The sequence below is a fragment of the Psychrobacter sp. NPDC064578 genome, assembly GCF_044901245.1.
Taxonomy (GTDB): domain Bacteria; phylum Pseudomonadota; class Gammaproteobacteria; order Pseudomonadales; family Moraxellaceae; genus Psychrobacter; species Psychrobacter cibarius_C.
Genome location: NZ_JBJDPI010000008.1, coordinates 41,937 through 58,176 on the forward strand (window position 1 = coordinate 41,937; position 16,240 = coordinate 58,176).

Consider the following 16,240-nt stretch of genomic DNA (forward strand, 5'->3'; position numbering starts at 1 on the left):
ATATTAAATAAGTAAGCCAAAAAAGAACTATTAGGTTTCTATAATTGCATTAGCTAATCGACTACAAATTCGGATTTAACCACTTCTCAGCAGTCTTCATATCCCAGCCTTTACGCTCAGCATAGTTCTCTAACTGATCACGGCTGATTTTACCGACGTTGAAGTACTCACTATCAGGGTGTGAGTAGTAGAATCCGCTGACCGATGACGCAGGCCACATCGCATAGCTTTCAGTCAAAGTCGTACCGATTGCATCTACCGTACCCAGCCAATCAAACAATTTGCCTTTTTCAGTATGCTCAGGACAAGCAGGGTAGCCAGGTGCAGGGCGGATGCCCACGTATTTTTCTTTAATCATCTCATCATTAGTGAGTGATTCAGTCGGTTGGTAACCCCAGTACTCTTTACGGATTAGCTCGTGCAAATGCTCGGCAAAGGCTTCTGCTAAACGGTCAGATAGTGCCTGTACCATGATGGCATTATAGTCATCACCTGCTGCTTTATACTTTTCAGCCAGGGCTTCTGTACCCACGATAGAAACGGTAAAGCCGCCCAAGTAATCGGTATGCGTCTCTGATGGCGAGATGAAGTCTGCCAAGCTAAAGTTCGGCTTACCACTGGCTTTGTCGCTTTGCTGACGTAAGTGCTCGAATTGATATTCTGCTGCACCGCCTTTAATAGCATGGTCATAGACAGTGACAGTATCGGCACCAGTACGGCGAGCAGGCATGAGTTTAAACACCCCTTTGGCGACGATTAATTTTTCATCAATCATCTTTTGCATCAGCTCATTGGCATTATCGAACAAATCGCGTGCCGCTTCGCCCACCACATCATCTTGCAATATCTTCGGATACTTACCGACCAGTCCCCAAGAGATAAAGAATGGTGTCCAGTCGATATAAGGCAGCAGGTTAGCGATTGGATAGTCATCAAATATCACTTGCCCCAGCTTATTGGGGACTGGTGGCACATAGTTTTCCCAATCATACTGAAAACCAATCTTGACCGATTCGGCATACGTGACCTTCGCCGCTTTTGGTTGACGCTTGGCAAGGCGTTCACGTACTTTGACATACTCTTCGCGAGTTTCATCGATAAGCGCTTGACGGTATTCTTTGGAGAGCAGTTTGGTGACTACACCGACTGAGCGTGAGGCATCAGATACATAGATGACGGCATCATTTTGGTATTGTGGCTCGACTTTGACCGCGGTATGCGCTTTGGAGGTCGTTGCACCGCCAATCATCAAGGGTAGCGTCATGCCGCGCTCTTGCATTTGCTTGGCGACATAGACCATCTCATCGAGACTTGGGGTAATCAGACCTGATAAGCCAATGATATCGACTTCTTCAGCGATAGCGGTATCGAGGATTTTTTCACACGGTACCATGACCCCCAGATCGACAATGTCGTAGCCGTTACAACCAAGTACCACGCCGACGATGTTTTTACCGATATCGTGGACGTCGCCTTTGACGGTTGCCATGAGGATTTTGCCTTTCTTTTCACCCTCGACTTTTTCTGCTTCGATATACGGATTTAGCCACGCAACGGATTGTTTCATCACTCGCGCAGATTTCACGACCTGAGGTAAGAACATTTTACCGGCACCAAATAAGTCACCGACGATATTCATCCCGTCCATGAGTGGCCCTTCGATGACTTCTAGCGGCTTGGGGTATTTCTCCCATGCTTCTTTGGTATCGGCTTCGATAAAGGTGGTGATGCCTTTGACCAGTGCATGAGCAATGCGTTCTTCTACCGTACCTTCGCGCCATGACATATCAACGGTGCTGTCTTTTTTCTTGCCACCGTTTTGGTAGTTCTCAGCCACAGTCATCAGACGTTCGGTGGCATCTTGACCGCTCTCACCTTGGTTGCGGTTGAGCATCACATCTTCGATGGCGTCACGAGCTTCCTTTGGAATATCGTCATACAACTCAAGCATAGCAGGGTTAACGATACCCATCGTCAGACCATTCTGAATCGCATGATAGAGGAATACGGAGTTGATGGCTTCACGGATAGGGTTACCACGGAAACTAAACGAGACGTTAGAGACACCACCGGATACCATTGCATTGGGCAAGTTATCGGTAATCCATTTGGTGGCGTTGATAAAGTCCGCACCATAATTATTGTGCTCAGTGATACCAGTGGCAACGGCAAAAATGTTCGGGTCAAAAATAATGTCTTCTGATGGGAAACCAACTTCGTTGACCAACACATCATAGCTGCGTTGACAAATCTGAATCTTACGCTCGTAAGTATCGGCTTGACCGTCTTCATCAAATGCCATGACGATAACGGCGGCACCGTAGCGCATGCAAAGCTTGGCACGCTCAACGAATTCAGTATGACCTTCTTTTAATGAGATAGAGTTGACAACGGACTTGCCTTGGATACGCTTAAGGCCTTCTTCGATGATGTCCCATTTAGACGAGTCAATCATCAGCGGTACGCGGCTGATATCAGGTTCACCAGACACCAAGTTGACGAAATGAATCATCGCTTGCTTGGAGTCGAGCATGCCTTCGTCCATATTGATATCGACGATTTGCGCACCGCCTTCGACCTGATCTCGCGCCACATCGAGTGCTTCGGTGTAAGCTTCGGTTTTAATCAAGCGTAAAAACTTTTTAGAGCCTGTTACGTTGGTACGTTCACCCACGTTGACGAACAGGCTTTCAGGTGTAATCGTAAATGGCTCAAGACCTGACAAACGGCAGGCAGGTGGGATATCTGGAATGACGCGCGGTGGATAGTTTGCCACCATTTTAGCGATTTGACGGATATGCTCAGGCGTCGTACCACAACAGCCGCCAACGATGTTTAATATACCCGCTTTGGCAAAACCTTCGAGTAGGGCAGCGGTTTGTTCGGCTGTTTCATCATATTCACCAAACTCGTTGGGCAGACCTGCGTTCGGATGCGCGGACACATAGGTATTAGCAATGTTCGATAGCGTTTGGATATGCGGACGCAGTGCATCAGCGCCCAATGCGCAGTTAAAGCCAACCGATAATGGCTTGGCATGGCGAATTGAGTTATAAAAGGCTTCGGCGGTTTGACCTGATAGCGTTCGACCTGAGGCATCAGTAATCGTACCCGAAATCATAATTGGTAATTCAAAACCAATGTCATCAAACACGCCGGTAATGGCAAAGATTGCAGCTTTGGCATTGAGCGTATCAAATATTGTTTCGATGAGGATGAGATCAACACCACCTTCTATCAGGCATAAGGTCGCTTCACGGTAATTTAGTACCAATTCGTCAAAGGTAATGTTACGAAAAGCTGGGTCATTGACGTCCGGTGATAGCGAGCACGTGCGTGAAGTTGGCCCCACAACACCAGCGACAAAACGCGGTTTATCGGGCGTTTTTGCGGTAAATTCATCCGCCGCTTCACGGGCAATCTTGGCTGCTGTCTTATTCAGCTCAGGCACTAGATACTGCATATCGTAGTCAGCCATCGACAGACGCGTACCGTTAAAGGTATTGGTCTCGATGATATCGGCACCAGCTAGCAGATGATCGTGATGAATGTCTTTAATCATGTGCGGCTGTGTCAGTACCAATAAATCATTGTTACCGCGTACGTCTTGACTGATATCGGCAAAACGCTCACCACGATAATCTGCTTCTTCTAATTTATAGGTCTGAATCTGTGTACCCATCGCCCCATCTAACATCAAGATGCGTGATGCCATTTGCTCGGTGATACGTGCACGTGCCGTCAATTGCTGTTCTTTATAAGGAAACACGGCAGGTGGCGTTAAAATAAAGTCATCAGCGGATGATGGACTAGAAGTAGGAGCAGGTTGAGAAGTCATCGTTTGAGTCATAGGAGCGCTGCTTATATCGTCAATGTTATAAAAGGGGAAGTAATAAGAATAAGAATAATAAATAGCGTGCAACATTCATAAAAGGCGCGGGCAAATCCGCATTATTCTAGCATGAAAATCATACCTCACGTGGGACAGTACTTATTCCTGTTTGGCAATATGCTAGACAAAAAATCTGCCTGCTGATTGAGTGAGCATGATGTTCAAAGTTTATGCCATTAAGCGATTAGGAACAAATGAATATCATTTCGCTTAAAGATTACATAAAGCTTTGTTTCTATAAATGAAAGCACAACGATTGTGCTTAAAAGTCAGACAGAGTTTACACCTGTACTACAAAAAGTTGCGTAAAGAGGAATTGATAAAGCTTGGTTATATGTTAATTTAATTTCAGAAGGATTGATGTTTCATAAGCAATACTTACTAGTAAATGTTAATAGTTGTATTCAATAACACTTGGCATTTATCACTATTATTAGCGCTAGTATTTGCTATAAGGGAAGACGATCTAATCTGCAAGACAGTTATAGAACAGTCAATAAATACTCAATCATTAAGGATAATGTTATGAAGCTTACTAAAATTGCTACCATCGGTATATTAGCACTCTCAATCGCTGGTTTAAGCGCTTGTAATAATATGATGCCAAGCAAAAGCGCAGCCATGAAAGCGCCTATGCACAGTCAATCTATGGCAAAAATGAACGTAGTACAAGTTGCCCAAAGTAATCCTGACTTCTCGCTACTGGTCGAAGCCGTCGTAGCGGCAGATCTGGCGGGTGCTTTGTCTAACCCGAATGCAAACTATACAATATTTGCGCCGACCAATGCCGCATTTGTACAAGTCCTGCAAGAAACAGGCATGAGCAAAGCACAACTATTTGCCAACAAGCCACTATTGACTAAGATTTTAGGCTATCACGTGATTAACGGTGCTGCGCCAGTATATGCGAAAGACGTTAAACCGGGCAATATTACTATGTTCAGTAAAGATACTCTGATGGTCACCAATCAGGGCAAATTGATGGACGAAAATGGTCGTACTACCAATATTATAAAAACCGATATTGCTGCTAATAACGGCGTAGTACATGTTATCGATAGAGTATTACTGCCCAAATAAGATTGATTTCAAAATTTCAGTTAAAGAATTATATCCCTATTACTTTGTATGATGCAGCTGGTATGAGTACCAGCTACCGTCTTTGATGACACGATTGTTAAATACACGCTATTTTAATTGCCAACTATTTTAGATGAAGCTTTTCTAAATGAAATTGCTGGCATCTAGAATGTTTGAGCTATTTTTTAAGCGTGTCATCATTATTGTTTAACACTACGACAATAAACGACAGTCATCTTTGTTTCTTGTTGAAAGCTTTGATCATTTAACAATTTAAATCATTCGACGGATGCTACTGACAAAGTAGATGGTCCATTTGGACTCATACATAAGGATATACTCATGCTAAAAAGAACCCTATTATCTCCGGTGCTTGCCATGACCGTTTTGCCGCTAGCCGCTTGTAATGACGACGACAATGATTTTTCAGTTGTTGTAGAAGCGCCAACACAAAATATTGCAGAAATTGCTGCTGAAAATAAAGATTTAACCATTCTTAACGCTGCGTTAAAGGCATCTGGACTTGATAAAGTTTTGATGTCATCAGAGGACGAATTTACTGTATTTGCACCTACTGATGCTGCATTCGCTGAATTATTGGAAGAGCTTGATGTGACGTCAGAAGAGTTATTGGCTGACAAAGAGCTATTAACCATGGTCTTAACTTATCATGTTATTCCCAATATGACAGTCAAAGCTGCTGACATTCCTTATGGCGACAGTATCGAAACAATCAATGGTCAAGCGTTTTCTATTAGTGATGCCAATATCATTATGGATGCAAGTGGGGATACCTCTAAAATTATCAAAACAGATGTATTGGCCACTAATGGTGTTATTCACCTCATTGACGACGTATTGCTACCTACTGACAAGTCTATAGTCGATCTAGCCGTTGCCACAGAGGATCTCAGTATCCTCAAAGAAGCGGTGGTAGCAGCAGGACTGGCTGATGCCCTCGCCAATGAAGACGCTGACTTTACTGTCTTTGCGCCAAACAATGCCGCTTTTGCTAAATTATTAGCTGAACTTAATATAAGTAAAGAACAGCTATTACAAGATAAGCCGCTGTTGACGAAAGTGCTCACCTATCATGTGATTAAAGACGACCGCGTCTTTGCCTCTGAAATTATGGCAGGCAGTCAAGAGATGCTGGAAGGCAGCAGCATCACATTTGACGATAAAAAACAAATTACCGATGGGAGAAATCGTACCTCTAATATCGTGACCGTGAATATACAAGCGAACAATGGAGTTGTACACGTGATCGATACAGTGTTGCTACCTAAGTAAGCATTAATCCGAAATTAATCAGTTAAAATTATAGTTATTGGTATAGCAGAGGCGACATTATTACTATTGTTTAGTTGCTATCAGTTGCAACAGATAAGTGGTTCGCTGTTATATACATTAACTGGGTTAAGTTATTTGTTAAACAAGTCACTTAACAGACCATCCCTTTATAAGGAAATACTTATGTTGAAGAAAAACTTACTTTCTATCGCTGTCGTTACAGCTGCCATGTCATTAGCCGCTTGTAATGATAAAGAAGCAGCTACTGATCCTGTTGAGCCTGAAGTGACTACTGAAGAAGTGGTTGTAGAGCCCGTTGCCGAAGTTGAGCCAATGACTGAAGCTGATCCAATGGCCGATACTGCTGCGACGCAAAGCATTGCTGAAATAGCAGCTGGCAACGAAAATCTAACGATTCTAACGGCTGCATTACAAGCTGCTGGCTTAGATACAATGATGATGGATGCTGGGACTTATACGGTATTTGCACCAACTGATGATGCATTTGCTCCTGTTTTAGAGAAGCTAGGCGTTACTAAAGAAGAGCTATTAGCCGATACAGATCTACTGAAAAAAGTACTTCCGTATCACGTAGTGCCTATGGTCGTTATGGCAGCTGACATTCCTTATGGTACTGATGTTGCTACTGTAAATGGTGCTACTATCAATATTAGCGATGCTAATGTCATCACTGATGCGACTGGTAACACGGCTAATATTACTGGTACAGATATCATGGCAACGAACGGTGTGGTTCACACTATCGATGCAGTATTGATGCCTGAGTAAGTTGTTTCTATAGCCTCTTTATTTATGATTAATGAATTATTTAAATAATGACGTCGAAGGAGCCTAGCTATTGAGCTGGGCTTTTTTGCGTTTGGGGGATACCTAATGTTTACCATAGCATTGATATAAGTCAGTCGCATGAAAACGGTTCAATGTAGTGGAGAGTAAGATAAATAGCCTCTCATTGGTTCACACTAATGCAAGTCTAAAGAGTAATGATGACTTATGTAAGATATCTATTGAAGGCTTATGAATGCAAAGGTTTGAAACAAAAAAGCCCGAAACGATTGTTTCGGGCTTTTGTTTTGGAGGTTTGAATAACAATTATGTTAAAGAATAGTAGCTACGTTATAGAATATTACTTATGCTCTTTACGTAGTGGATCTGCTGCCATTCTTTGTTGCTCTTTTAGATGACGCTCTTCCCAATAAGGGGCGTTTTTGATGCCGAATTTTGCAGGATCAAAACTGTAGCGCTCAACACCTGCTTTACGCTGTGCTTCATAGTCTTTTAGCATGGTAAGTGTTGGACGAGCCACAATGAAGATGACCAAAATACCAACGATGTTCAACCAAGCCATAAGCCCAACACCAATATCACCAATAGCCCAGATGTAGCCAGCTGAGTTTAGGCCGCCGTAAGCAACCATCACCATGATTAAGATTTTGACTAAGAATAGACCAGTCTTGTTGGCACTGCGACCGACAAAGCGCGTTAGATAAGCAACGTTCACTTCGGCGATGTAGTAGTAAGCCAAGATAGTGGTAAAGGCAAAGAAGAAGACAGCAATAGCGATAAAGGTGTTACCAAAACCACCATAAACAGATTCCATCGCCATTTGCGTGAATGCAGGGGCGTTGATTTCAGTGGTAGCAGCGACATTCTGTACGATGAACTGACCGTCTGGTAATGTTCCTTGAATGTTGTAAGTACCCATTGTTAGGATCATGAAGGCAGTAGCAGAACATACTAATAGGGTATCGACATATACTGAGAATGCCTGAACCAAACCCTGCTGTGATGGATGCTCAACTTCAGCAGCAGCAGCAGCATGAGGACCTGTACCTTGACCTGCTTCATTTGAGTAAATACCACGTTTTACGCCCCAACCAATCGCTGCACCAAAACCTGCTTGAGCAGTAAAGGCATCGCTAACGATTAGACCGAATACTTGTGGAATCATATCAAAGTTAGTAAACATGATGATCAGTGCAAGGACGATATAGCCCAATGCCATAAAAGGAACGGCATACTCGGTAAACGTTGCGATACGCTTGATACCACCAAAAATGATAATACCTAATACAACAAGGATAATGGCTAAGGCTACTAGACGCATTGAGCCAACTTCTAAGGCGCCAATGCTCATAACAGACCCTTCGCCCATTACCTGTGCGAAAGCATTGATAACGCCGTTTGCCTGTACACCTGGTAAAAATATACCACAAGCGAGGATAGATGAGATTGCAAAGAGGATGCCATACCATTTTTGGCCAAGTGCGCGTTCAAAATAGTAAGCTGGGCCACCGCGATATTCGCCAGTGATGACGTCTTTTTCTTTATAAATCTGTGCGAGCGTAGACTCAACATAAGCAGTAGATGCGCCTAAGAAGGCCACGACCCACATCCAAAATACGGCACCTGGGCCACCGAAGCCGATAGCCGCAGCTACCCCAGCGATGTTACCCATACCCACGCGTCCTGCGAGTGATACGGCAAGTGCCTGAAATGATGAAATACCTTGATCACTAGATTTACCAGTAAAGAGTAATTTGATCATTTCACCGAACAGACGCACTTGTACGAAGCGCGTCATAATGGAATAAAATAGGCCCGCGCCCAAGCACAGATAGATCAGTGCGGGGCTCCAGATAATTCCGTTTACTAAGTTAACTAAACCTTCCATATGTATATTCCTAGTACTGTCTCAAAGTGGCTCTGTATGCTAGGAGTAAGCTAACTGGTTAACTTACTTATTTAAGTTAAGCAGTTAAATTATCTACATCGACTCATGTATATCCGTTAAGTCTCATACGCGCTTAGCCACTAAGAATGGACTGTAGTTGTCTGTAGTTATCCGCTTGGTTTATCAGTAATATTGACAGTTTGCTTATGCTTATTACCGACGATATGCGTATCAGCATAGTTGCAAGGCGTAAGCTGTCTCAATTACTGCGACATTTATCTTATCACTTCACTTAATATCTGAGATGAATGTTCAGTAGACCGGTGGATAAAACAGGCGGTTATAATATTAAATACTTATCATGCCGATAGCATTCAACTTTTTGTGAGCAGTATCGATTGACTACAGGGTTGGTGTGGCTGATTGAAACGATTAAGCGAGTCTCTAATAATTGAGTAATATTTTACATAGAAATCAACAACTCGCTAATACTAATCAAGCCATAAGTCCACTACCAAATGTATTCAAACCGTACGGCTACGTAACTGCAATTTGCCATATTTTTGTAGTAATTACTAGAATTTTCTTTGTACAGAAGCATATATATTCATATTGAGTCAGGCAGATATGACTACAAATAACGATAAAATATCGCACGTTTTGACCGTTGTTAGATATCGAATCAATAGATAAAGCCACATCGACTACACAAAAATAGAGCGGTCATTCAGCGCTTATCTGTCACTCCTCTATACTGGAAAAGGTATGGAGTAAAGATAATGCCAGTGGTTCGATGATATTTGTGAGGTAGATGTTATCAATGACAGGTAATAAAAACGAGCAATAGTCATGGGATAGCAGTGTGGTTTTGCGGTTGTGTTTTGGTAACGGCTAATTGTAAAAATACTGAGATAGCGCCATCATTGTGTAAAATATCTTATCCTATAGTTTCGTTTCGTTGATAAGACGAAAGCATAGGGCGGTATACGATTGCTATCGTACTCATTAATTGCTGTTTTTATGTTTAGTGTGGCTTTAATATAAGTGATGTGCCTTTATTATAAAAAATATACGGCTTCAATATAAATAGACATACATTTGCATGACCTCATGTATCAGCTTCAAAATACAAGCTTTAGAAAATTATTAAAAAAGTGTTACTGGCTATTTATTATTTACCATTATTAGGAGAAACAATGATGACGCGTCAATCAATTGTAAAACCCATATTGCTCGCAGCCGTGTTAGCGACGTCTACCGTTGGTCTAAGCGGTTGTGGCTACAACAACCTGCAGGCTCAAGATGAGCAAGTTACCGCGTCGTGGTCAGAAGTGGTGAACCAATATCAACGCCGCGCTGATTTGGTGCCAAACTTAGTCAAAGTCGTGCAGCAGTATGCTGAGCAAGAACAAGAAGTGTTTACTCAAGTAGCTGAGGCACGTTCTCGTGCTGGTAGCATTACTGTGACGCCAGAAGTATTGAATGATCCAGAAGCGATGGAGCGTTATGCAGCTGCACAGGAACAGATGACAGGTGCATTATCACGTTTGATGGCTGTCTCTGAACGTTATCCTGAGTTAAAGTCAGATGCTTTGTTCCAAGACTTACAAGCCCAGCTCGAAGGCACTGAAAACCGTATTGCCGTCGCTCGTAACCGTTATATTCAAGAAGTGCAAAGCTATAATACGACGGTGCGCCAGTTCCCAACCAACATTACAGCAAAAGTATTTGGTATGAATGCCAAGCCGAACTTTAGCGTGGCGAATGAAGACGCTATTTCAACCGCACCAAGTGTTGACTTCGGTGATGATAAGTCAGCGACAGCTGAGTAGTGATGATTGAATAGAGATGAAAACAGAGCGGGATTTGCCGCTCTGTTTGTTTACATTTTTATCGTTTAGCTTAGTTAGCCACTAGTTTGCTTAGCCACATTTTTAAAGGTATTGATGGATATGAATGCCTATTAAATGAATACCAAATCCCAAAAGTACGATTGGCTATGTCAAATTTGGTTTCTTTGCTATGCTAATTTTTGTGAATGGTATCACGTAGATTCACTCAGTACAGATGTCACTTGAGGTGGTATAGATTAGATGAACAATTCAAAAGCAATCCTATCAGTATTACTGTTCACACTCAGCGTCAGTAGTGCGTCTGTGTTGTATGCTGCGCCTAATGAAGCCATTGATAGCACCTCAGACACGCAAAGTCGTAGTGTTGAGGACTTGGTAGCGATTGCCAAAGCGGGCGAGTCTAATGAAGCGATCAATGACGCTGTATTGGGTAATGATGCAATCAATGATGCCATTTTAGGTAATGAGGCGATTAACCCCAATGCGGCTAATAATGAGGCAACAGTTGGGTCAACAGCTGCAAATCCTTCTCCTATACAGTCAAATGCACCCAGTGTCGATGCCGATAAGCTCATATTAAATAACCCTGTCGTTGATCAGGCTAATATTCTAAATCCGCAAGAAAAACAGCGTCTAGAGGCGCAGCTTAGAAATATTTATCAGCAAGGTCTTGCCCAAGCAGTGGTGGTTATCGTTCCTACGACCAATGGTGTTCCTATCTTTGACTATGCTCTACAAGTAGCTGAGAAGTGGCAGCTGGGCAATAAAGACATCGATGATGGCTTACTCATGGTAGTCGCCGTCAATGACCGTGATATGTACATTTTGACGGGTTATGGACTAGAAGGTGTCTTACCAGATGCTGCCGTCAATCGTATTATTCGTGAAGATATCACGCCGTTATTTAAACAAAATAACTACGGCGCTGGGATAATAGCTGGCGTTGACGCACTCAAAACGCGGCTGACTGCTGATCCTGAGGTATTGGCTCGTGCCGATGCGCAAGCAGCCGAGCGTAGTGCACAACAAGGTTCAGACGAGCTACCATCGCCCATATTTTTATTCATTATGGCAATGATATTTGGAAGCTTTATTACCAGTATTTTTGGTCGTGTATTTGGTTCTATTATTACTGCTGGTGGGTTTTTTGCGGGATCGTTAGCCTTAGGCGGTGGTTTTTTTATGACCGTTATTATGGCTATCTTCTTATGGCTATTTTTGATTTCACGAGGTGGCGGCGGCGGTGGTAAAGGTGGATCTGGCGGCGGTCGTAGAGGCGGCGGTATGATATTCCTACCTGGTATGGGCGGTGGCGGCGGCTCTGGAGGTAGTGGTTTCGGCGGCGGCGGCTTCGGTGGTGGCGGCGGTGGTTTTGGCGGCGGCGGTGCTGGTGGCTCTTGGTAGATGCTTAAGTAAGAACGGATACTAAACGACCGTCAGCAATGACGTATTTGAGGAAATAGTAAAATGTCAGAAAACAACGCGTCAAATCCCAGTTTTGCCCGCTGGTGGCGTCAAGTCTTATTTATTCCTATATTGCATAGTAAATGGTTAACAGCAGCGGCCAAAGCACGTTTAACAGACGAGGTGACCCATGCAGAGCGAGGGCATCGGGGTGAGGTGTTTTTGATTGTAGAAAACCATCTGCCGATTCAAGAGGCGTATTATATTGGCTGTCGCGAACGTGCGATTGAGCTGTTTAGTGAGTATCGAGTTTGGGATACTGAGGAGAATACGGGCGTCTTGGTGTATGTCAATATTTGCGAGCATCAGTTAGAGATCGTAGCTGATCGTGGTATCAGTGCTCATGTCAGCCCCACCGTTTGGCGGGCGATGTGTGATAAGGCCGTGTCAGGTATTGCCAATCAAAAAACCGAAGAAAGCCTTGCTGAATTGTTAGATGAAGTTGGGCAAGTGCTGCGTCAGTATTATCATTTGGAGCAGGATCCAGCGGGTAACGAGTTGTCTGATACTGTGGTGTTTTTGAAGTAACGTAGATGAGGGAATCTGATGGCTTGTTATTTTGCTAGCATCGTGTTCTTTTATAGGGTTTTGGCATCAATTACAATATAATAGCGCCTCTAGAAATCGAGGGTGACTGATATATTGCTCAAGCGTCTATACAGGCTTTGCATTTATAAAGGCGCTTCTCAAAAGCACTTCTCAAAAGTACTCTACTACAAAAAGCCGTCACTGGAATCCTATGATTGATTTAATAAAGAAATTACCAAAAGCTGAGCTGCATTTACATATTGAAGGCTCACTAGAACCTGAGCTGATGTTTAGATTGGCCAAAAAGAACCAGATAGAGATTCCCTATAAAAACATAGAAGATGTGCGCAACGCCTACAACTTCACCAACTTGCAAACCTTTTTAGATATCTACTATGCAGGCGCAAATGTCCTGATCACTAAAGACGATTTTTATGATTTAACGTGGGAATATATACTTAAGTGTGTTGAAAATAACGTCATTCACACAGAGATATTTTTTGACCCGCAGACGCATACTGAACGAGGCATACCTTTTGAAGTGGTGATAACAGGCATCAAAGAAGCGCTTGCAGATGCCAAAGAAAAATATGGTATCACCTCTTGTATTATCATGTGTTTCCTAAGGCATTTATCACAAGAAGAAGCGTTTGAGACCTTAGAGCAAGCACTGGTATTCAAAGATGACATCATCGGTGTCGGTCTTGATTCATCAGAGCTGGGCAATCCACCATCAAAATTCAAGGATGTGTTCAAAAAAGCTAAAGAAGCAGGTTTTAAGCTGGTCGCTCATGCTGGTGAAGAGGCAGATTTTTCGTACATTTATGAAGCACTGGACTTATTAAATATCAATAGAATCGATCATGGTGTGCAATCGATAAAAAGCCCAGAGTTGATGCAAAGACTGAAAGACGAGCAAATGCCGCTGACCGTTTGCCCGAACTCAAATATTGAGCTGAAAGTCTTTGATAATTACAAAGAACACAATATCAAAGAGCTGCTAGATTATGGTCTAAACATCACCATAAACTCTGATGATCCAGCCTATTTCAAAGGTTATATGAATCAGAACTTTATAAATATATGCGAAAATTTACCGCTAACAGAAGACGATGTTGTTACTTTGGTAAAGAACTCCTTTAATGCTTCATTTATTAGTGATGAATTAAAAGCAGCATATTTGGCGAAAGTTGATCTGGCGCTAAAGTAAATCAACTATGACTAGGTTTTAGTATCCAAGGCTTAACGGTTGATATCAATCGTTAAGCCTTTTCTTTTTTACACGGTATGCTTTTTAGGTTCAAGTGACTTAAGTTCAGGCGACTTAGGTGCAAGCGACTACAGCGCAGTGGTTTTCTGGATTAATAACGGCATAATCACACCAGCTTTTTCTGCTAAGGTGATATCCACAATAGTATTCGGCGTTGGATTGGGATTTATCTCAATAATTTTGGCACCATTTTGTTTCGCTAACTGTGCGAGTCCAGCGGCAGGATAGACGAAACTGGAGGTACCAATATTGATAAATACCTCGCAATTCGCCGCCGCATCTTCTGCTGTTTGCCATGCTTGTACTGGTAATGCTTCGCCAAACCAAACGATATCTGGTCTGATATAGCCATCGCAATGGCGACAGGTCATCAGTGTGTCATCAAAATTGATTGTATCCTCGCTATGATACGAACCCCTCGATTGACTTTGGCAGACTGTCTCGCATTGACTACAGCGGTTATGCCACAGATTGCCATGCAAATGAGTTACCGTACTACCAGCTTGCTCATGTAAATCATCAACATTTTGAGTGATAAGCGTTAATGATTGGTTGGACGACTGAGTATGGTATTGCCACTGCGCTAAGGCAAAATGTGCAGGATTCGGTTTTTTATCTGCGACCAATTGCCTGCGCCATTGATACCATGACCACACCAGTTTTGGATCACGAGTGAAAGCCTCAGGTGTCGCCAAGTCTTCCACACCATAGTTTTCCCACAAGCCTGTTTGCTTATCTCGAAAAGTTGGAATGCCACTTTCTGCTGAAATCCCTGCACCCGTTAAGATGCAAATATGCTGTTTGGATGTCAATAATTTAGCAGCAAGTTCTACTTCTGCTATTAACGCTGGTGATAATTCTGCTAACATGAGCCAACCCTTGCTAATAATGGATATCTCTTCTAATGATAGATGGAATTTGGTGGCTTGTCATATTGTTTGCTGTTATTGCCGCTTTATGGTTGTTGGCAAAGTCACGCGGCGTAAAAGTGGGTGAGACAATTCATAATAAATCGTCTAAAAGCGTGAAAAAACCTATTAATGACGACCTGCAAAAAACCTCCGTACTGATTAAACAGTATTTTCCTGATTATCGAGTCACACGCAAAACCAATCACTTATTGCTCAGTAAACAAGATAAAAAAATTGCAATGATTACGATGGATAAGAAAATTGCTTCAGGTCAGCGCCTGTTGGGTAACGTGCCCGTGATTAATTATCATCGTGTGCCCAACCGTGCCCAGCTAGCAGCTAATTTGCAGCAAGCAGAATAGGCGAGTGTTATAAGCGAAATGCCTATCATATAAGAAAACTATCTATCAATAGACGAGCACGCACGGCGAAATCCGCAAATATTTTGAGTACGGAGTTAATGGGTATTCAGGATTTAGGGTAATACTAGGGAAGGATGAAACAAATATTACCGATACAATGATTGGTGCGCTCGGCGGGAGTCAATCATTTATGGTAAGTATTTGATATTAAATAGTTTTAAATAAATTATTAATTATATGTACAACGTTATGTACAACATTTTAATATCGTTACTCTCGGCTTATAACTTGGAAGCTTACTCATAGCTACTTACAAAATAATTATGCTGATGAAAGTCAATTATCTAATTTCAGCCATTAGCGTCTTATAAGCTGACTCAATCCATGCTTGCTCACTAGCATAACCATTTAATAATGGATCGAAATCAAAAGTATTGTTTTCAAAAACTTTTTTTGCTAAATCATTGGCCAATATATACTCGAGGTCTTGAACTAAGCTATTTAAGATATCTAGATTTTCCTTACTCGCAAAATGAATGAGAACATCTGCGTCATTCACTTTAGGATCAGAATACTCTGCCCACCAATTTTGATACAAGTAGGCATTCATCAGATATATAAATGTATTAATCACAATATTTCCCAGTACATAACATTCATGAGTGTAAGCAGTCGCATTTTTACTTTGAAAGGCGTTGGGTTTCAATCTCCAATAGCTATCTAGTTGTATTTATAGGTCGGTCACTGTGAGTAAATCTGGATTCCTTTCTAGTGTACTATCCTACATTTAAAGCCGCTACTGTAGAATGTTAATTATTCCACTTTCTGCTTCCTGAGAATTTTTCCGCTTCCAACGTCAGCTATTTATTTTATTAGCTTAGAGGTGGTTTTC

12 protein-coding genes are annotated in these 16,240 nt (G+C 42.3%); 8 read left to right on the forward strand and 4 right to left on the reverse strand.

Features of this window, described 5'->3' with window-relative positions:
- Positions 1-61 precede the first annotated feature (61 nt).
- Entirely contained in the window at positions 62-3,850 is a 3,789-nt protein-coding gene (metH, locus tag ACI2JM_RS10440) for a methionine synthase (protein ID WP_404644053.1), read from the reverse strand.
- A 567-nt stretch (positions 3,851-4,417) separates the two neighbouring features.
- On the opposite strand from metH, the gene ACI2JM_RS10445 reads away from it, so the two are divergent.
- The 3 genes from ACI2JM_RS10445 to ACI2JM_RS10455 all read left to right on the forward strand — a co-directional run bounded on the left by ACI2JM_RS10445 (position 4,418) and on the right by ACI2JM_RS10455 (position 7,054).
- Positions 4,418-4,972 (forward strand): fasciclin domain-containing protein, encoded by a 555-nt coding sequence (locus tag ACI2JM_RS10445; protein WP_404644055.1) that lies wholly within the window; start codon positions 4,418-4,420, stop codon positions 4,970-4,972.
- A 342-nt stretch (positions 4,973-5,314) separates the two neighbouring features.
- Positions 5,315-6,265 (forward strand): fasciclin domain-containing protein, encoded by a 951-nt coding sequence (locus ACI2JM_RS10450; protein ID WP_404644057.1) that lies wholly within the window; start codon positions 5,315-5,317, stop codon positions 6,263-6,265.
- Positions 6,266-6,448: 183 nt separating this feature from the next.
- A complete protein-coding gene (locus ACI2JM_RS10455) occupies positions 6,449-7,054 on the forward strand; it encodes a fasciclin domain-containing protein (RefSeq protein ID WP_055125212.1) in 606 nt (201 codons plus the stop codon).
- 358 nt (positions 7,055-7,412) lie between these two features.
- Here the strand turns inward: ACI2JM_RS10455 and ACI2JM_RS10460 are convergent, their stop codons facing one another.
- Positions 7,413-8,960, reverse strand: coding sequence for a sodium:alanine symporter family protein (locus tag ACI2JM_RS10460; protein ID WP_055125213.1), 1,548 nt, complete (start codon positions 8,958-8,960; stop codon positions 7,413-7,415).
- Positions 8,961-10,159: 1,199 nt separating this feature from the next.
- Here ACI2JM_RS10460 and ACI2JM_RS10465 point away from each other — a divergent pair.
- From ACI2JM_RS10465 to ACI2JM_RS10480, 4 genes are all read left to right on the forward strand, one after another.
- On the forward strand, positions 10,160-10,792 hold the full coding sequence (locus tag ACI2JM_RS10465; RefSeq protein ID WP_045456163.1) for a LemA family protein: 633 nt from the start codon (positions 10,160-10,162) through the stop codon (positions 10,790-10,792).
- A 261-nt stretch (positions 10,793-11,053) separates the two neighbouring features.
- Positions 11,054-12,217, forward strand: coding sequence for a TPM domain-containing protein (locus ACI2JM_RS10470; RefSeq protein ID WP_404644059.1), 1,164 nt, complete (start codon positions 11,054-11,056; stop codon positions 12,215-12,217).
- Positions 12,218-12,280: 63 nt separating this feature from the next.
- Positions 12,281-12,805 (forward strand): TPM domain-containing protein, encoded by a 525-nt coding sequence (locus ACI2JM_RS10475; protein WP_109591531.1) that lies wholly within the window; start codon positions 12,281-12,283, stop codon positions 12,803-12,805.
- Between the two features lie 211 nt (positions 12,806-13,016).
- On the forward strand, positions 13,017-14,015 hold the full coding sequence (locus ACI2JM_RS10480) for an adenosine deaminase (protein WP_201601843.1): 999 nt from the start codon (positions 13,017-13,019) through the stop codon (positions 14,013-14,015).
- A 128-nt stretch (positions 14,016-14,143) separates the two neighbouring features.
- Here the strand turns inward: ACI2JM_RS10480 and ACI2JM_RS10485 are convergent, their stop codons facing one another.
- Positions 14,144-14,944: an NAD-dependent deacylase gene (locus ACI2JM_RS10485; protein ID WP_404644062.1), complete on the reverse strand. Its 801-nt coding sequence runs from the start codon at positions 14,942-14,944 to the stop codon at positions 14,144-14,146.
- A gap of 35 nt (positions 14,945-14,979) precedes the next feature.
- On the opposite strand from ACI2JM_RS10485, the gene ACI2JM_RS10490 reads away from it, so the two are divergent.
- Positions 14,980-15,348: a hypothetical protein gene (locus ACI2JM_RS10490; protein ID WP_045454568.1), complete on the forward strand. Its 369-nt coding sequence runs from the start codon at positions 14,980-14,982 to the stop codon at positions 15,346-15,348.
- Positions 15,349-15,688: 340 nt separating this feature from the next.
- Here the strand turns inward: ACI2JM_RS10490 and ACI2JM_RS10495 are convergent, their stop codons facing one another.
- Positions 15,689-15,982: a contact-dependent growth inhibition system immunity protein gene (locus ACI2JM_RS10495; protein ID WP_193007849.1), complete on the reverse strand. Its 294-nt coding sequence runs from the start codon at positions 15,980-15,982 to the stop codon at positions 15,689-15,691.
- Positions 15,983-16,240 lie beyond the last annotated feature (258 nt).